The organism is Pantoea sp. JV6 (assembly GCF_025910055.1).
Classification (GTDB): Bacteria; Pseudomonadota; Gammaproteobacteria; order Enterobacterales; family Enterobacteriaceae; genus Pantoea; species Pantoea agglomerans.
Genome location: NZ_JAPCIM010000003.1, coordinates 394,004 through 411,119 on the forward strand (window position 1 = coordinate 394,004; position 17,116 = coordinate 411,119).

At 52.3% G+C, this 17,116-nt stretch carries 16 protein-coding genes; 8 read left to right on the forward strand and 8 right to left on the reverse strand.

The window, feature by feature from the left end; all coding sequences use genetic code 11:
- Positions 1 to 349: 349 nt before the first annotated feature.
- Positions 350 to 1,240, forward strand: coding sequence for a MurR/RpiR family transcriptional regulator (locus OK412_RS05915; RefSeq protein ID WP_010670553.1), 891 nt, complete (start codon positions 350 to 352; stop codon positions 1,238 to 1,240).
- A 204-nt stretch (positions 1,241 to 1,444) separates the two neighbouring features.
- On the forward strand, positions 1,445 to 3,418 hold the full coding sequence (locus OK412_RS05920) for an autotransporter outer membrane beta-barrel domain-containing protein (RefSeq protein WP_264352847.1): 1,974 nt from the start codon (positions 1,445 to 1,447) through the stop codon (positions 3,416 to 3,418).
- Between the two features lie 145 nt (positions 3,419 to 3,563).
- Here the strand turns inward: OK412_RS05920 and sfnG are convergent, their stop codons facing one another.
- Positions 3,564 to 4,649, reverse strand: a complete 1,086-nt coding sequence (gene sfnG, locus OK412_RS05925) for a dimethylsulfone monooxygenase SfnG (protein WP_010246924.1) — start codon at positions 4,647 to 4,649, stop codon at positions 3,564 to 3,566.
- A gap of 311 nt (positions 4,650 to 4,960) precedes the next feature.
- Here sfnG and OK412_RS05930 point away from each other — a divergent pair, with 311 nt between their 5' ends.
- Entirely contained in the window at positions 4,961 to 5,431 is a 471-nt protein-coding gene (locus OK412_RS05930) for a GNAT family N-acetyltransferase (RefSeq protein WP_010670550.1), read from the forward strand.
- A gap of 103 nt (positions 5,432 to 5,534) precedes the next feature.
- Entirely contained in the window at positions 5,535 to 6,413 is an 879-nt protein-coding gene (gene rluF, locus OK412_RS05935) for a 23S rRNA pseudouridine(2604) synthase RluF (protein ID WP_033768811.1), read from the forward strand.
- Positions 6,414 to 6,471: 58 nt separating this feature from the next.
- Here rluF and OK412_RS05940 read toward each other — a convergent pair whose 3' ends face one another.
- On the reverse strand, positions 6,472 to 7,530 hold the full coding sequence (locus tag OK412_RS05940) for an SDR family oxidoreductase (RefSeq protein WP_033761113.1): 1,059 nt from the start codon (positions 7,528 to 7,530) through the stop codon (positions 6,472 to 6,474).
- Positions 7,531 to 7,627: 97 nt separating this feature from the next.
- Here OK412_RS05940 and OK412_RS05945 point away from each other — a divergent pair, with 97 nt between their 5' ends.
- Entirely contained in the window at positions 7,628 to 8,542 is a 915-nt protein-coding gene (locus tag OK412_RS05945) for a LysR family transcriptional regulator (protein ID WP_264352848.1), read from the forward strand.
- Between the two features lie 502 nt (positions 8,543 to 9,044).
- Here OK412_RS05945 and OK412_RS05950 read toward each other — a convergent pair.
- The 6 genes from OK412_RS05950 to OK412_RS05975 are packed head-to-tail and all read right to left on the reverse strand — an operon-like array spanning position 9,045 to position 14,561.
- Positions 9,045 to 9,494 (reverse strand): tellurium resistance protein TerW, encoded by a 450-nt coding sequence (locus tag OK412_RS05950; protein WP_264352849.1) that lies wholly within the window; start codon positions 9,492 to 9,494, stop codon positions 9,045 to 9,047.
- A 33-nt stretch (positions 9,495 to 9,527) separates the two neighbouring features.
- Positions 9,528 to 10,466, reverse strand: a complete 939-nt coding sequence (locus OK412_RS05955) for an HpcH/HpaI aldolase/citrate lyase family protein (protein WP_033760738.1) — start codon at positions 10,464 to 10,466, stop codon at positions 9,528 to 9,530.
- A 2-nt stretch (positions 10,467 to 10,468) separates the two neighbouring features.
- The gene (locus tag OK412_RS05960) at positions 10,469 to 11,554 is read right to left on the reverse strand and encodes a cysteine protease StiP family protein (protein WP_264352850.1); all 1,086 of its coding nucleotides are present in this window, start codon (positions 11,552 to 11,554) and stop codon (positions 10,469 to 10,471) included.
- Positions 11,555 to 11,567: 13 nt separating this feature from the next.
- Positions 11,568 to 12,332, reverse strand: a complete 765-nt coding sequence (locus tag OK412_RS05965; RefSeq protein WP_033760736.1) for a hypothetical protein — start codon at positions 12,330 to 12,332, stop codon at positions 11,568 to 11,570.
- Positions 12,325 to 13,458, reverse strand: a complete 1,134-nt coding sequence (locus tag OK412_RS05970; RefSeq protein WP_264352851.1) for a phosphoribosyltransferase domain-containing protein — start codon at positions 13,456 to 13,458, stop codon at positions 12,325 to 12,327. The genes OK412_RS05965 and OK412_RS05970 overlap by 8 nt, the downstream gene beginning before the upstream one ends.
- A gap of 17 nt (positions 13,459 to 13,475) precedes the next feature.
- Entirely contained in the window at positions 13,476 to 14,561 is a 1,086-nt protein-coding gene (locus OK412_RS05975) for an ATP-grasp domain-containing protein (RefSeq protein WP_264352852.1), read from the reverse strand.
- 309 nt (positions 14,562 to 14,870) lie between these two features.
- On the opposite strand from OK412_RS05975, the gene OK412_RS05980 reads away from it, so the two are divergent.
- The 3 genes from OK412_RS05980 to OK412_RS05990 are packed head-to-tail and all read left to right on the forward strand — an operon-like array spanning position 14,871 to position 17,090.
- The gene (locus OK412_RS05980) at positions 14,871 to 15,449 is read left to right on the forward strand and encodes a TerD family protein (RefSeq protein ID WP_033760730.1); all 579 of its coding nucleotides are present in this window, start codon (positions 14,871 to 14,873) and stop codon (positions 15,447 to 15,449) included.
- Positions 15,449 to 16,615, forward strand: coding sequence for a TerD family protein (locus OK412_RS05985; RefSeq protein WP_264352853.1), 1,167 nt, complete (start codon positions 15,449 to 15,451; stop codon positions 16,613 to 16,615). Before OK412_RS05980 ends, OK412_RS05985 begins: the two co-directional genes overlap by 1 nt.
- Before the next feature lie 19 nt (positions 16,616 to 16,634).
- Positions 16,635 to 17,090 carry a tellurite resistance TerB family protein gene (locus OK412_RS05990; RefSeq protein ID WP_033760726.1) on the forward strand — a complete coding sequence of 152 codons (456 nt, stop codon included), beginning with the start codon at positions 16,635 to 16,637 and terminating at the stop codon, positions 17,088 to 17,090.
- Positions 17,091 to 17,116: the final 26 nt, after the last annotated feature.

Here is a 17,116-nt window from a genome sequence, read left to right on the forward strand (position 1 = left end):
ATCAGGCCTTCAAGGTCATTATGCCGGCCGGACGACAACCTTTCTCATCTGTAATTGAGAATCATTCAAACATCCGCTATTGTAGTAGTAAACATAATTTGAATAGAATTGACTACATTTTTGCCGTGTCGTTTATCGCTGGCAAATAGATTGGCTGGAAGTTTTAGCTTATTGAAAATAATCAATATATTTTCATGGTGAGGTGATGTTTTTGGTTAAATCCACATCTTCTTCAGGTGAAATATAAAACAGCATGACGTTTTTACTACATCTCCCGGCCCTGAAACTCTCCATTTAGCCAGACCAGCGATGAGCCTTTTCACACGTTAACCCCAATTGCAGGTGCAGCATGAAACAGAGCAGGCCCGTTAAAAACAGAGTGGATGTGGTGGCAGAACGTCTTCGCGCCCGTGAAAAGCAGCTTTCACCCCGCCTGCTGGCGGTGGCACGCTATATCGATCAGCAGCGGGAAACGGTGCTGGAGAGCACCGCGATGGAGATCGCTGTGGCGAATCACACCTCTGATGCCACTGTAATCCGCGCGATTCAGGCGCTGGGCTTTAGCGGACTGCGTGACCTCAAACAGACACTAAAGGCCTGGTTTGGTCCTTCGCTGACCTCTGAAGATAAGATGATTACCACCGTCAGTGAGGTGACCAGTGATGTGAACAGCGCCATCGACTTTGTGCTGGAGGGCCACCGGCACGCCTGTGAGGTGCTGTCGCAGCCGCAGAATCGGGTGGCGGTAGCGGATAGCGTGGCGCTGCTGGGCGAAGCGCGGCAGGTCGCTATTTTCGGCATCAACGCCTCTGGTATTCTGGCGGACTACAGCGTGCGGCTGCTCAACCGTATCGGGCTGCCCGCCTTTTCCCTTAACCGTGCCGGTATTGCACTGGCAGAGCAGATGCTGGCACTACAGCGTGGCGACGTGCTGATCATGATGGCGCAACAGTCGGCGCACCGGGAAGGGACAACCGTGGTACGTGAAGCGAAGCGGCTGGATATTCCGATTATTCTGCTGACCAACGCCACCGACTCCTTTTTCGCCCGCGAGGCAGATGTCGTAATCAATGTGCCGCGCGGCGGCGAGAAGGGACGCATTCCCCTGCACGGCACGATTATGGTCTGTCTGGAGATGCTGATCCTGTCCGTTGCCTCAACGCTGCCACAGCGTACCGTTAAGACGATGAAACGTTTACAGGATCTTAATCGCGGGCTGAAGCCCGCCAGCAAAAAGTAGCCAGTGTAACGACGCCGTGGTGGATTCCCGGTATTTCACCTGAACCGGCACGGCTGATCTTTAAGTCAAATTTCTCCGCTTTGCGAGCGCGATCCCGTATTTTCTGCCACCCCTTTCCTCAGCCGTCTACGCTTACAGCTTGCTGCGCCAGCCGGTGCGGTTCTTACTCATACTGACTTTCATTTGATTTGTGCGGAGCTGCTGATGAAACCCCTTCACGCGCAATACCTTTTCTGCTGTGCCACCCTGAGCCTGCTGTCGCCGCTCCCTGCGATGGCCTGGAGCGACCTCACCGTCTTTGGCGATAGCCTGAGTGATGGCGGGAACGTCGGGCGCTTTACCTATGATGGCGCGACCCATCCGCTCTATGACGAGATCGTAGCGCAGTCGCTGGGTGATAACCTGCGCCCTTCATCGCAGGGCGGAAGCAACTATGCCGAAGGTGGCGCAGTTGCGGTACCTGCGATTAATCCCCTGTTTAACACTCAGGATCAGCTTGATAGCTACCTTGCGGCGCGAGGCGGGCGGGCTGATTCGGATGGTCTCTATATTCACTGGATTGGCGGCAATGATTTAGCGGCGGCGGCTCTTGCCCCTCTCGCTGCCCGGCAGATAGTGGATAACAGCGCCAGTGCAGCGGCCTCACAGGTCAGCCGGTTGCTGGATGCCGGAGCCGGAACGGTGATTGTACCGACGGTACCTAATGTAGGGGCAACGCCCGCCCTGCTGCAGGCGATTCTGCAGGTGCCTGGTCCAGCGGCACAACCTGCCACGGCGGCGCTGTTTCAGTCGCTGAGCACCACCACTACGCCTGACCGTGCCGCAAGAGAGCAGGCGATTGAAACCGCGCTTGGCGAGGCGGCCGGACAAATCTCTTCAATTCCGCTGATCCGGGATGCCATTGCACAGCAGCTGATTGCCGCCTGGCAGTTACTGAGTCAGGAGGCGGCGGCCCTCACCGACCGTTACAACCAGGCTGAAGAGCAGGGGCTGGTGACCGCACGCGGGAACATCGCACGAGTGGATATCAATGGCCTGTTTAATGAGGTGATCGATAATCCGGGCCTGTATGGACTCACGAATACGGCCGGAATGGCCTGTCCGCCAGGTGTCTCGGCGATGGACTGCACCTCCTCGACGACAGGATTTTCGCAGTCACAGCAGTATCTGTTTGCAGACAGACTGCATCCCAGCCCGGCGGTCCATGCGCTGATCGCCGATTACATTCAGTCGGTGCTGAATGCGCCGCTGCAGGTAGCTGCACTGAGTCAGGCGCCGTCGATGCTGGTGGGCGATGCGCGCAATACGCTGGATGGACATCTGCAGCAGCAGCGTCAGCAGCCCGCCAGTGCTGGCGAGTTTACTGTTTTCGGCGGTTATGCCGGGCAGCAGCGTGATTTCCGCGGCGACAGCCTGCAGGATGGCGATGCGACCAGCGCCAGCGGCACCGTGGGTGTGGGCTATCAGCTGACCGATCACTGGCAGGCCGGTGCCATGCTCTCTACGACCTCGCAACGTCAGGATCCCTCGTCGCGCTTTGATTACCGTTTACGCGGCAATCTGGTGGCACTCTGGAGTCAGTTGAATTATCTCGATCGGGGATGGATTAATGCGGACGCCCATTATGCCGATCTCGACTTTGATGATATTGAGCGTCAGATCAGGCTGGGACCGGCGACCCGCACGGAAAAGGGCAACAGCAATGGTAAGGTGCTGGGAATGCGGCTGCAGACCGGCTGGGATTTGCCGCTGGGTAGCTATGTTTCTACTGGCCCGGTGGCCAGCTATGCGCTCGACTACACCCAGGTCGATGGCTATAAAGAGGAAGGCAACAGCAGCACCTCAATGCGCTTTGGCGACCAGACGCTGCACTCTCAAATCGGCGCAGTGGGCTGGCGTATCGACAGCAAAGATTTGCTGATCAATCCCTGGGCGCAGGTCAGCTACAATCACCAGTTTGGTGACAGCGATTCGGCGGTGACCGCCGGACTGAAATCGACCCGCACCGCCTTTACCCGCAGCAGCGATTCCAGTGATGATAACTGGATCGATATGGCGGTGGGTGCGAGCGTGCCGCTTGGCACCTCGGTGAATGCCTTTGCGGGCGTCTCGGCGGTAACAGGCAACAGCGACATGCATCAGGTGACATGGAACGTCGGGCTTAACGCCCGCTTTTAACGGATCTGCTTTGCGGAGTGAAAAGCCCTGCAGACGTTGTCCGTCGCTCTCATAATGATAGCGGCGGGCGACGTTGCAGCAGATCTGAGCGTTCATCACACCCCGGATGCAGTCGGGTATAACTCTCTTCTGTGGCGTACCTTTTTCACGCTTCGATCAAAGCCTGCGCCTCCAGTTCGCGGACCCGCGGTATCACTTCGCGGCCAAAGAATTCGACCTCTTCATGAAAGTGCAGAAATGCCAGCAGCAGCAGATCCACACCGGCCTGCTTCAGTTCGATAATGCGTTCAGCAATCTGCTGCGGTGTGCCAATCAGATTGGTTTTAAAGCCGTCGTTGTACTGCACCAGATCCTCAAACGACGATTTCGCCCAGTTCCCCTCTCCTTCGGGTGAGGCACTGCCAGCATTTTTGACCTCATGCTGAAAGCCTTTTACCGCATCCGGGTTGGCTTTGCTGATGATCTCATGAAGCACCGCCTGCGCCTGCTGTTCGCTCTCGCGGGCAATCACAAAACCGTTCAGCCCGATTCTGACCTGATGCTGATGACGTCCGGCTTTTTCACGGATATCCGCGACCTGCAGACGGACACCGTCCGGGGTATTACCGTTGGTAAAATACCAGTCTGACACCCTGGCGGCCATGTCGCGCGCCGCGCGTGAACTGCCACCCTGGAAAATTTCCGGGAGCGGTGACAACGGCTTGGGTTTCATCACGTAATCGCGGAAGCGATAAAAATCGCCGGCAAAGCTAAAACTCTCTTCACGCCAGATGCCGCGCAGGCAGCGAATAAACTCTTCTGAACGCAGATAGCGCTCTTCATGATCGAGCCAGGGTTCACCAATTGCCTTGAACTCGCCCCGGAACCAGCCGCTGACAATATTAACGGCGATGCGTGGACCATAAAGATGGCTGATAGTGGCAATCTGCTTTGCCGCCAATACCGGATTCCACGGGCCGGGAAGCAGAGCGGCAATCACTTTTAATTTCGAGGTGTGACTAAGTAAATCCTGCGAGAATGTGACCGATTCATGCTGATTATCTGCGCCATATCCTGCAGTAAAGCGAATCTGCGTCAGCGCGTAATCAAAACCCGCCTGTTCAGCGATCTGCGCCAGTTTGCGGTTGTATTCGGCATCCCAGCGGGTACGCTGCTCTATCTGACTGATCACCAGTCCGCCCGAGACATTCGGCACCCAGTAGGCGAACTGTAAAGGTTGGTTCAGTGACATGGTTTTCTCCTGGCATATAGCTGGATTAATGGAACAGTTAAATCTTCCAAACTTTCAGATATAAAAGAAAAGACCAAGCAGTAACCATGCCAGAGATTAAATAATTGAAGTTAAAGGATTAAAATCCAGTTTTGCATAAGCGAGCTGTTGCAAATGCAGCAACACAGAAACAGCACGGTTGCTGATGCAGCAGCGCTTCATGACCGCGCGTAATTGCGGCGAGGCCAGGGGCACTGAACCCGGCGGTATTCGCAGATAGCCGCAAAGCGATGTGATAACGTAGCGGTTCTGTTGCAGAGCCGGAGGGCACTATGATTGTCAGACAGGCATCGCCCGAAGAGGCGCACCATTTATGGAACATCAGAAATCTGGCCATCCGTCATGGCTGCCAGCATGCTTATCCACCCGACGTGCTCGCCGCCTGGACGCCGGACCGCATGCCCGCCAGCTTTCCCGCAATGATCCGCATGAATCCCTTCTTCGTGATTGATGGTCCGGACGACGTACCGGTTGCTATGGGATCGCTGGACCTTGCCGCCGCCAGCGTGGAAGCCATTTTTACCCTGCCTGGGTTCACCGGACAGGGAATGGCGGGCCTAATCATCAACACCATCAAAGCGGAGGCGCTGCAGCGTGGCTACCGCCGGTTGACGCTCGCGTCGACGCCGAACGCCGTGGGTTTTTACCAGCAGCATGGCTTCCGGCCGCTGGGCGAAAGTTTCTATCCGTCAAAGCTGGCGGGCAGCGATTTACGCTGTACTGAGATGGCGATTGATCTGTGAATGCCCGCTGCCGTCAGGCTGGCAAAGCAGAGCAAAAGTTTCCGGTGCAAAGACTTCGCAAGCCCCCGCCGGTAAGGTATAGTCCGCGTTTTTTGGAGGAATCATGCTGACTGACTCATCAACTCGTCTTAATAAATACATCAGCGAGAGCGGCATCTGCTCCCGTCGTGACGCCGATCGTTACATCGAGCAGGGCAACGTTTTCATTAACGGCAAACGCGCCACTGTAGGCGCGCAGGTATTTGCAGGCGATGTGGTGAAGGTCAATGGTCAGCTTATCGAGCCGCGCGATGAAGACGATCTGGTGCTGATTGCCTTGAATAAGCCGGTGGGGATTATCACCACCATGGAAGAGGGCGAGCGCGATAACATCAGCGATTTCGTCAATCACAGCAAGCGCGTCTTCCCGATTGGCCGACTCGACAAAGATTCTCAGGGGCTGATTTTCCTTACCAATCACGGTGATCTGGTCAACAAAATACTGCGGGCCGGTAACAATCACGAAAAAGAGTATGTCGTTACGGTCGACAAGCCGATCACCGATGAGTTTATTGCCGGAATGAGCGCGGGCGTGCCGATGCTGGGCACGGTGACCAAAAAGTGCAAAGTGAAGAAAGAAGCACCGTTTGTCTTCCGCATCACGCTGGTCCAGGGGCTGAATCGCCAGATCCGCCGTATGTGTAAGCATTTTGGCTTTGAAGTGACGAAGCTTGAGCGCACCCGCATCATGAACGTCAATCTCAAGGGATTGCCGCTGGGGGAATGGCGCGATCTCACTGACGACGAACTCGTTGAGCTGTTTAAACTGCTGGAGAACTCCTCTTCAGAAGATAAACCAGCGAAGAAAGCTAAAGCTCCGGCGAAACCGGCCGCCGCTAAAAAACCGCAGAAGAGTGCGGCGAAACCCGCTGAAAAAGCGGATGCTAACGGTGCCTCACGCAAGCGCTTTGTCCAGCCGGGACGTAAGAAGAAAGGGCGCTAATGCTGGCCCGATGCAGAGAGCGACTTTCCTGCTCTCTGCATCGGTAATCAGCGGATCATCACGGAATGATCCGGGCCGCCCGGAAGCGGGCAAACAGATCGCAGAACATCTTATCCGTTGCGCGATAACCGTGGAATCCCGCCCGCCGCAGCTTGCTGCCGTCGCCAAACATGTCGTAATCCCAGCCAAAAACAAAATCAGCGAAGACACCATCACTGAGCGCCAGAATATCGGGCTGGAGCAGCGCGTCGGCAGCGGCGATTTCCCGCCACAGCGCACGATAATCCTGAAATAGTTGCCGGAACGACAGCGAAACCGGCGGCGCGATCTCCAGTTCAAACCACGCTGCAATGACCGGCCATAGCTCACTCCAGCGCCAGAGATCGCCATTATTGATATTAAAGGCCTGATTGCGTGCGTCTGGAGTACGCGCGGCCCAGATCGTCGCGTCGGCCAGCAGAGTGGCATCGGTAAAATCGACCATACTGTGCCAGGTTTCCGGCGAACCGGGAAAGCGTAAGGGCAGCCGCGCCGCGCGACAGATTGAAGCGTACAGCGCCAGGCTCAGCGCCAGGTTCATGCTGTTGCCCGGCCTGTCACTGCCGACCACACCGGGCCGCAGCGCACTCCAGTGCCAGGCTTTACCTTGCTGTTGTGCGGTCAGCCAGTTCAGCTGCGCGGCGTTAAACTCAGCACCCGGTACACCAGGATCGCTTTCCCGCGCCGGCGTTTTAAAGCGTCCGAGATGGGCGCCATACACTTTGTATCCCTGCATCAGACTGACATGCTCAAGTGGGGCGACATCCTCCATGGTCTGAACCAGATTTTGCAGCATGGCAAGATTTGGCCCGACCATCGTTCCCCAGTCAGAAGCGTTCAGCCAGGCGCTGTAAAAGATATGCGTGACGTCGGTGAGTGATGCCAGCCGTTGCTGGCACTGCTGGCTATCGCGCAGATCAACCGCAATCACCTCTGTGCCGCTGACTGCATAGTCTGACCGATGCGTCAGTGCTTTGACCTGCCAGTGGTCTGCTACCAGTGCCTGACTCAGTTGCTGACCGACAATCCCGCTGGCACCCGCCACCAGCGCAACCTTCTTATCCTGCGTCGTTTTCATGATCATTGCCCTGTTAAGAGAGAAGCTGAATTCTCACCTGCGTTTATTTCTGATTAAATACCCTGAACCGGATGTCACTTATCAGGAAAATCAATAAATGCAGAACAAACTGAATGCGATTCAGACCTTCATCCGGGTTGCTGAAGCGGGATCTTTTTCGGCGGCGGCCCGGCAAAACGGCATGAAGCAGTCGGCGGTAAGCCAGCAGATTGCCGCGCTTGAAGAGGCGCTGGGGGTTGTGTTGCTGCACCGCACCACCCGCAAAATGGCGCTGACGGAGCAGGGTCAGCATTATCTGCAGCAGGTCAGGCAGCTGCTCAGCGCGATGGAAGAGCTGGAGCAGCAACTACGGCCTGAGTCGCAGCCTCTTCACGGCAAACTCTATATGCAACTACCGAGCGGCATCGGGCAGCGGCTTATGCCGTATCTGATTGCATTCCAGCAGGCGCATCCCGCACTGCGTCTGAATATTGCGCTGGAGGATCGCCTGTCGGATCTCATTGGTGAAGGCGTTGATGTGGCAATCCGCCTCAGCGAATCGCCGCCCGCCACACTGGCTGCCCGTTCACTCACCACGGTTGAAACCGTGCTGGTGGCTTCCCCTGAGTGGATAGCGCGAAACGGCACGCCGCAAACTCCCGGTGACCTGCAGCACCATCCTCACATACGTTTTAGCGGCGTATCGCCCGATGCGCCGCTGCAGCTGGTGTCCGCGACCACGAGGGTGTCTTTGCCGGTGGAAAGTGCTTTTCGCTCTAACAACAGTGATGCATTGATGCAGGCCCTTGAAGCGGGGCTGGGGATCGGTGGGTTACAAACACTTATCGGCGCAGACGCGCTGGCATCCGGCCGACTGGTGCGGGTTTTATCGGACTGGCGGCTTCCCGACCGCTATCTTTATGCAGTGTTCCCCGATGCCCGCTTTATCCCGGATAAAGTGCGGAAGCTGGTAACGTTGTTAACTCAGGAGCTGGTGCGGTTGCAGGGAACAGGGCAGAACTTCAGCGAATAAGGTTGAGAAGAAAAATACATGGATGAGCGCAGGCACAAGAGGCGTGATCAGAGTTATCTATTACTGGATGAACACACAAGGCCAATTCATCCTGTTTAGAGATTTGAGGGCGAATGGAACGAAAACGTACGTTAGTGAATTAACTGCCTGATATATAATAGGCATGAAATTACCCTGTAAATGGTTTTTTTAATCGGGAAATGGTATTTAATAGGCATTGATGTCTACTAATCGTTTTTTTATACGATTAATTTTCTCTTATCGGACGTTTCCGTACAGTTGGCCTTCGAACCCCATGTCAGGCATGTAATTGCATGATTTAACTTCCTATTTTAGTGACCCTGATCCTAAATCCTGTTCTATTCTGAAACAGAATTCCTTCATGATATTCACTTCGCTGAGCGGATATTATGCCTAATCAAATATAATTACTTCATACATCGGATGGGGATTTTAATCCTAAATCAAACCAGCCTTTTGGCCGTTTTGATTTAGGAGATAACTATTTCTCTCTGACAGGTAGTACTTCCTTTGCGAGCAATTCCACAACCTGGCTTCTGTTCAGCCCATTCGCGATTGCATAGCTATCAATCTTACGAATGACATCAAGTCGTAGCGAAAGGGACACCGGCTTCTTACCTTCCTTATCAAGCTTTACTCCTGAGGATACGCTCCCGGCAAATCCAGCTTGCTGACGTGCGGTCAGAACATCACGCATATGTCTTAACAACTTGGTAGTTAAAGTACCTTTTGAGGCTAACTGGTATTTACTGGTTGCCTTGTTAAATTTGATATCAGCCTGAAATTCTTCTCTGACTTCACGAAGATCACGCGTAAACGTGGGTTCGGAGCAGTCCATCTCCTGAAAAAGCGTGTCCTTACGCACGGGCTTTCCTGTACTCAGTAAGACAATCAGTTTGTATTGTCTCAGCTGTTTAGGACTGATGGTCATAGCACACCATATCTCTGGATAATACGCGCCTCATTAACGTGAGGCTAAAATTACATTTTCAAACTGCTTAGCGATGCCGCAATACTTGGATTGCTCCAGTACGGAGACAGCCCAGTTGCGATGCGTTGCAGGCTCACACATCGCTCCCTGCGATTTAAAAACGGCCTGAGATGAGTTGATAATGCGGAGGGCATCCTCATAATCGTCTTTCTCGACCATTAATCCCTGGTGAATCAAATTCAGGTGCGAAGGGTGAATAGCTGTTTTACCCACCAGACCGTGTGCAACGTCCTGAGTTAACTCCCGCTGCAGTAACTCGATGTTGTCGATTTGCTCGCAGACGGGCGCAGTCAAAGAGAAACCACGAGTGGCGAAAACCGATACCAGCATCTTCACTACATAGCCCATGGGGCCATCGTAAAGTGTCATGTTCTTCGGATGTCGCATAGAAATAACACTCATCAAATCATTGCCACCGATACGCAAAGCGACTATGCGATCACGACAAGCATGGTTTTCAAGCAGAACCGCAAGCTCAGTCATTTCCTGTACGTCATAGACCTCTCGCGTCTCAAGCGTAGGCATGAGCGCGAGAGTCGTCGCTGAAATGATTTCCCACCAGGAGGGTAAATTAGATTTGGTAAACTTTGGCACAACAAAACCATCAATTCCCACCAGATCGTAATTTTCGACGAGTTCACGAGCCATCTGAGCATTACGGGGGCGTATAAAGACCAATGGGCGACTATCCGGGCTGTCTTGATTAGCTGTGTGCTTCAGTTCATCCAGTAGTTCACTAAGGTTGTACAGGGCCATATCGACCTGTTCTTCACTTACCGCATCTTCCAGGCAAATGACCATTGAGCGAAGCTCTGGGATCTTGCCACGAAGGATGACTTCAGCTAGGTCGGTGCGAGTTGCTGGCATATAGAGTGTTGCGCCAAGCATGAATGGAGATATGTTCTTGCTCATGATCATGCCACCTTTTTGATGATAGTGACGGCCCGATACTGTCCAAGCGCTTCGCCAACTTCTTCAATGTAGATGCCGCGTTGCTCGGCAAGGTACACAAGCAGCTCCACATCTTTATCGTCTTTACTTTTAACAAGCACGTGATCGGGCACTCTGCGAAGCACAGCGCGGGTCGCTTCAGCGATTCCCGGTTTAATGCGGTTGATATTTGTAATGCCATACTTTGCTGCCAGCTGGTCAATAACCTGCAGGCTGATCTTACGCTGATTGTTATTTTGAGATGAGAAGGGCGCAGCTACTGGCACATCCTCTTCACACAGCTTCTTCCTGATATGGTCAATAGTATCCACCAACATTGTGCTGCATTCGAATTCCTTGAGGTGGCCACACTCCATGCATCCATGAAAGCCTGACTCCGTCCACACTGAACGGGAGACCATTCCCGATACCGGAGCCCCCATGATGCCAAATGGGATCAACCAGTCATCATCAGATGCGGCCAGCCAGGCGCAACCTGCCGGGTCGGCAAGCACAGCAAGACGAGGAATATTAGGGTATCCAGTTCGTCCCTTGAGGCTTTCTACCAGCTGGTTAGTTATCGCACCTTTACCTGTCCAGCCGTCAACAAACACGATCCCGCCTGTTCCATGTTTTGCCTCGATGTAATCTAGGGCTTTTGTATCAATCCCTCTGTCCCGGATGATGCTGATAGCGTAGTGGTGCGATTCCAGACCCATGTCTGTCATTGCTCGCTGAAGCATTACGCCTAATGGCACACCGGCACGAACCAGGCTCACCAGGATAACAGGAGTATTGCCAATATGGCTGACGAGCCCTTTTGCAAGACTGAGTACTTCCTTCGCCATCCGCGCTGCACCCAAATCCAGTGCACGGCCAAACAATTCAAGGTGTGCAGAACTCGGGGCTGGTTCCTGGCTCAGCATGTCGGAATAATGCTTTTGTCCAGACTGAATAAGATGTTCTTTTTCGTCGACTGGCGTCATTTCCATTTGTACCGTCGTTAACAGGAACTGGACGTCAGTTGAGAGGTATGAGCCGTGAAATGGCTTTGGTGCGAGAATAGTCATGTGGATTTATCCTCTAAAACAATTTCTGACTGACTGCATCAGCAAACTGACTTCTGGATGGCATGCCAAACCAGTGGCAGTGCTTCATGAATGTGTGGTCGCTGAGGCTGTCGCCAAGCCCTAGCACAGGAAACGCGCCGCGTTCCTCGCGCAGTTTCTTTAGAAGCCACTCAACGGCCAACCCCTTTTGAACACAGTTGGGGATCCAGGCAACATTGTTGCCGTTTTGATGAATATAAAAATCTGTTGTGTCAAATGCTTTTACAGCGTTCGCATTAAAGTCAAAAAGCTCCTTTATACGAGTACTGTCCTGATGCTTCATGACGAAATACACTGGTGTGCCGTCATATTCATAGTTCATGCGGCACCATGCATTCACACCTGAGTCCAGTAGCTGAGCGCTCAGCCTCTCCTGATATGAAATGAGCTGTTCACGCATACCTGACAGTGCCGTTTTGACAACGCGCGCCCATTCTTCGTTAATTGATCCGTCCGGGTTAGTGATAACAGCGCCATGCGTCATGACTTTCCATGAATTAAATGGGATTTGGACGCGTGAAGTTTCTTCTGTGCCACGGGCAGTAACTGGAATAAGTTCTGCGGTTGTAAGAAGCCAGTCCACCATCATCGACTGTTCTTCGGACATAAAGCTTCTTGGTTGAAGCTCCCGATCAAGGGCACCTGTGCGATAAGGAATCTGGCTGTTTTCATCGAGCATCTTTCGTTTCGTCTGAAACAGCGTGTCATCCAGATCGCAAAGAGCAAGCGGCTTATTCATAGCAAATGACCTCAACACGTGGAGCGACCTTACTGAGTGCAGCGAGTAGCTGCGGGCAGACGGACGAACAGGGTGTTTCAACGCAGACAATCACGCGCTCAAAGCTCTGATGAGCGACGTTATAGACAAAATTAGGGATACCGAGACCGTAGTTATCGGTGAACGCAATGATTGACTCAATTGCCATTCCCTGCGCAATGGGAGAACGTGTAAGAGAACTAAACTTCACGATTGCTCCTTCATTTTCCAGTCGTTCAGCCAGCAGGAAGGGCTGCCAGATAAATTCCCCTGAGCCTATAACGAGAATGGTTTCACCGGGCTCAGTCTGGAGATGGTTGCCCAGTTTAGACGTCGTCTCATGCATACCCAGTCGGCCCCAGTCCTGGCGAACGGACACAGGAACTGTGCCAGTTGCTGTGACGTTCACGGATGGCATAACTGGGACGGGTGCATTCAGGCGAGGCTCCCATTTCCACTCCCCTTTCACGAGCGAGACGACGTCAACCGGGAGTGGGCAACTGTTGGTAATGGCATTGTTGCTCCAGTCAGTGAGTGTAACAGTTACCACACGTGTCACGTCCGAAAGACCCGCATCGCGAAGAGCCTGTAACAGATTCAAAAACGTTTTACCTGTAGTGGCTTCATCATCGATAAGAACCAGAGTTCGGGCATTTAATGCACGTCGACGCAGTGTGTCATCTTCCGGCTGGTAGATGAGGTGATCTGTGGCGTGACTGTGATCTTCTTTGAATTCACAAAGTAGTTCGCCGTCGACCGGATGACGTGTGCTGGTCAGAAATACAGGCTCTGCTAAGCGCGAGCTGGCCTCACGGAATACCCCTGCAGCTAGACCGACGGCTGTTTCTGCCATGCCGATAAACAGAACCGGCTCAGGTAAGTCAGCAGGAATGCCAGCGGCCAGCTGGACATAGGTCTCCTTCATCAACCCAGGTGCAACCGGGATGTGGCGGCCCAGGACTTTGCTGACAAACAGGAAGGCACGTTTAGGATTATTGCGCTGAGCGATGTCGAAAAGCATTTCGAGCTCAATCGCGCTGTTAGTTTTCACGGTCAGAGTTCCGCTAGTGAGCTCACGCTGATAAACCTGTTGTTGTGAAGGGGTCATGTCTTCCTGCCTTATTTCTAATTATTGGAAGTCGGTGATGGAGTGATGCTGCAAAACGGCAGTGGCTTGACTGAATGCGTGGGTATCACTGTGGTGGATTTAAAGCGCAAAGCATTTACCAGGACGTCATCATCAGAAATGATACCCAGCTGCCTTAATGCATAAAGCCCAGGCAAATTCACTTCACTGTGAGCTGTGTAGCCTATTCCTCCAGACGGGCGGAGATTAGCTTCCAGCAGGACGGGCATACTATTTTCATCGTTGCGGGTCTGCACGTTAATCAATCCGTCCGCACCGAGTGCTTTTGCACAATCGATGGCAAGCTGATAAGCAGGTCCCTCGTTCTCAAGCGTTTGCAATGAACCGACTTTAGTCCTGGCGACAGCGGCCAGGACGCAGCCATTTTCGACCAGCATGTCTACTGAACATTCTGGTCCGGGAAGATACGGCATGACTATCTGTATCGGTAACTCTTCTCCGGCCAGTTCCGCTCTCTGCAATGAAGCAATCGCGACATCAGGATGTATCTGTCGGTAGTCAGGATTATTATAAAAGCTGAGGGTTTTAGCAGTGCGCTTGAGGATCCAGAATCCCAAGCCATAAATGCCTTTCACTGGCTTGATGCATGGCAGCACCCCCCGGGATTCAAAGTCTTCAAGCGCGCTGGCAAGTTCATCAGGGCTTTGTACTTTTACTGAAACGACGGATGGCAGACCATACATCATCATCCTGATACTGAACTCTGCTTTGTTATCGGCCAGCTCAAAGGTCTCAAGGTTCGTCGCACCGGTCGTCAGCCTTACGCCCATCTCTTCGATGGCATCACGATAGCGTTCGAGAAGATGCCCACGTTTTCCGGCATGAATGGCGACGACATTATGCTTTCTGCAGATGCCGACAATAAACGGGAGCAGGTCTTCGGTTTCATCAGGCTCAAGATAAGCAATATCTGCTTCAGAAAGGATTTCAGGGCGCTCACTTCGGTGGGACGCAATGATACTGAAATCCTTGTCAAACTCTGTGCGGGCCATTTTCACTAAGGCAAGCATGTCTTTCTGAGACGATACGCCCTCCATAAACCAGATGGATACAGGTTTAGCCATGCTGAAGTATTCCTTAGATTTGATGCTGAAATGACGATTAGGTGAGTGTAGGCATATCTGTTTTTTTAAGCAATCATATTATGATTATTTGAGGTTTGTCGTATTTAAACTAAAATTTAGGTCTTTACATAATTTGACTTAATTTCATAAATAAAATAAATAGCCTTCTGTATCAGCAATATAATCATTATTAAAGTGTCACCATAGTATTGCATTATTGCGAGTGAAAAAAGTCATGTTATGATTGTCTTTCTTTGAAATTATCGACGATTTTACTATAGCAATAACACCTATCAGTAAGGGGATGTGATGGTATCTTTAAGTAAGAATCAGACGATTTCGTTAGCTAAATCCAGCAGCGCAATTTCACAAATTCAGTTCGGCCTCGGCTGGGATCCTGCCAAAAAGAAAGGATTGTTTGGCAAGTTACTTGGCGGTGGTGACAGCATCGACCTCGATGCAAGCTGCGTCATGTTAGGCACTTCGGGCAACGTTATTGATACAGTCTGGTTCCGCCAGCTGAAGTCTAACGATGGCTCAATTCAGCACAGTGGTGACAACCGTACAGGCGAAGGTAATGGTGACGACGAAACAATCATCGCTGACCTGTCCCGTCTCCCATCAAATGTTGAGCACCTGGTCCTCACAGTAAACAGTTTTACAGGACAGAGCTTCAATGATGTCGAAAATGCTTTCTGCCGCGTTGTCGATCAGCAGGGCAAAGAGCTGGCTAAATACACACTCACTGAGCAGGGCTCACACACGGCGGTCATCATCGCTTCTCTGAGCCGCAGCGGCGGTGAGTGGAACTTTACCGCTCACGGTAATACATCGCGTGGCCGTACCATTCAGGACATGATCCCTGATATCCAAGCGGTAACCCGCTAATGAACCTGACGCCGGGGGGCAATGCCCCCGTTCCTAACCAGTCGCTGGTGGTGCGTATATCCTCCGGCACACCCGTAGATGTGTCGTCCTTCTGTCTGTATGACAACAGTAAGGTGCGTGGCGATCTGGATATGATTTTTTACGGCCAGCGAGAGAATGATGACAGCACCATCCGTTACTCCTCATCTGGTAATGAAATCATGTTTTCGGTCAATCTGCCGCAGCTGCATCATGATGTGCAAAAGGTGGCTTTCACCGCAACCTGTGATGCAGGAAAAAATGTTTCTCAGACCGAGCGCCTGGCGATTCAGGTTGAAGCGAATGGCAACGTTATCTTGCGCAGTCATGTCGACCTCACAGGGCGTACTGAGGCGGCGCTGATTCTGGGTGAGCTCTACCGACGTAATGAAGAATGGAAGTTCCGCTTTGTGTCACAAGGGTTTAACGGGGGTCTTCAACCTCTGGCTGAACACTTTGGAGTGGATATCTTAGATGCTCCTTCAGCCAGCCCGACACCTCCGCCAGCTCCAGCTCCAGCTCCAGCTCCAGCAAAGGTTAACCTGAGTAAGGTCAGCCTGACCAAGGAAAAGCCCTCAATCAGCCTGACGAAAAAGGATGATTACGGCCAGATACGCGTAAACCTGAACTGGAATCAGCACAGTCGCTCTGACGGCGGCTTCCTCAAAGGCATCTTCAGCAACAATAAAGGTATCGATCTGGACCTTGCTGCGTTTGTTGAGCTCTCTGATGGACACCGCACGATTGTTCAGGCGCTGGGTAATCAGTTTGGCAGCTTCCGAAATGAACCTTATGTCGAACTTCAGGGTGACGATCGTACGGGTTCCGTCAGTGACGGTGAGTGGATACATATCAACGGTTCTGAATGGAAACACATCCGTGAGGTGCTGGTTTTTGCCTTTATTTATGAAGGCGTACCTAGCTGGGAAAACACCGATGGTTCAGTGACCATCACTGTGCCGGGACAGCCACCGGTTGAAACGTTCATGACTGAAGGTAACAACCGTCAGAATATGTGCGCCATTGCCCGTCTGGTGAATGAAGGAGGTGCGATCCGCGTGGAGCGTATCAACCGTTATTTCAGCGGACATCAGGAGCTGGATCAGGCATTCGGTTGGGGTTTCAACTGGAAAGCAGGCTCTAAGTAGTTATCTAAGAGGGTTAGACATGAGTTTCTTCAATAAGCTTAAAGAGTCATTTAATTCCGGTCGTGATGAGCTGACCAAACAGGTTGGGCGCTACAAAAACCGCGCCTTCCTGGAAGGTACAGTTGCAGTCTGCGCTCGTATTGCTGTCTCAAGCGATGGCGTCAGTTCTGAAGAGAAGATGAAAATGATGGGGTTCCTGCGAGAATCGCCTGAGCTGAGCATCTTCGACACTACTGAAGTGATCGAATTTTTCAACAAGCTGGTGACGTCCTTCAATTTCGACATTGAAGTTGGGAAGGGCGAAACCATGAAGTACATCCTTGCACTTAAAAATAAACCAGAGCAGGCACAGTTAGCTGTCCGTGTAGGCATCGCTGTGGCGAAAAGTGACGGTAATTTTGATGAAACGGAAATGGCAAACGCTCGCGAAATCATTGAAGCCCTCGGCTTTACGACCAGCGAGTTTGGCCTGTAACGGTTACTGACTTTCAATCTCTGGAG

Bases quoted from the DNA above. Each gene is read 5' to 3' on its own strand.
- OK412_RS05915 (WP_010670553.1), top strand. From the start codon at position 350: ATGAAACAGAGCAGGCCCGTTAAAAACAGAGTGGATGTGGTGGCAGAA.
- OK412_RS05920 (WP_264352847.1), top strand. From the start codon at position 1,445: ATGAAACCCCTTCACGCGCAATACCTTTTCTGCTGTGCCACCCTGAGC.
- sfnG (WP_010246924.1), bottom strand. From the start codon at position 4,649: ATGTCACTGAACCAACCTTTACAGTTCGCCTACTGGGTGCCGAATGTC.
- OK412_RS05930 (WP_010670550.1), top strand. From the start codon at position 4,961: ATGATTGTCAGACAGGCATCGCCCGAAGAGGCGCACCATTTATGGAAC.
- rluF (WP_033768811.1), top strand. From the start codon at position 5,535: ATGCTGACTGACTCATCAACTCGTCTTAATAAATACATCAGCGAGAGC.
- OK412_RS05940 (WP_033761113.1), bottom strand. From the start codon at position 7,530: ATGAAAACGACGCAGGATAAGAAGGTTGCGCTGGTGGCGGGTGCCAGC.
- OK412_RS05945 (WP_264352848.1), top strand. From the start codon at position 7,628: ATGCAGAACAAACTGAATGCGATTCAGACCTTCATCCGGGTTGCTGAA.
- OK412_RS05950 (WP_264352849.1), bottom strand. From the start codon at position 9,494: ATGACCATCAGTCCTAAACAGCTGAGACAATACAAACTGATTGTCTTA.
- OK412_RS05955 (WP_033760738.1), bottom strand. From the start codon at position 10,466: ATGAGCAAGAACATATCTCCATTCATGCTTGGCGCAACACTCTATATG.
- OK412_RS05960 (WP_264352850.1), bottom strand. From the start codon at position 11,554: ATGACTATTCTCGCACCAAAGCCATTTCACGGCTCATACCTCTCAACT.
- OK412_RS05965 (WP_033760736.1), bottom strand. From the start codon at position 12,332: ATGAATAAGCCGCTTGCTCTTTGCGATCTGGATGACACGCTGTTTCAG.
- OK412_RS05970 (WP_264352851.1), bottom strand. From the start codon at position 13,458: ATGACCCCTTCACAACAACAGGTTTATCAGCGTGAGCTCACTAGCGGA.
- OK412_RS05975 (WP_264352852.1), bottom strand. From the start codon at position 14,561: ATGGCTAAACCTGTATCCATCTGGTTTATGGAGGGCGTATCGTCTCAG.
- OK412_RS05980 (WP_033760730.1), top strand. From the start codon at position 14,871: ATGGTATCTTTAAGTAAGAATCAGACGATTTCGTTAGCTAAATCCAGC.
- OK412_RS05985 (WP_264352853.1), top strand. From the start codon at position 15,449: ATGAACCTGACGCCGGGGGGCAATGCCCCCGTTCCTAACCAGTCGCTG.
- OK412_RS05990 (WP_033760726.1), top strand. From the start codon at position 16,635: ATGAGTTTCTTCAATAAGCTTAAAGAGTCATTTAATTCCGGTCGTGAT.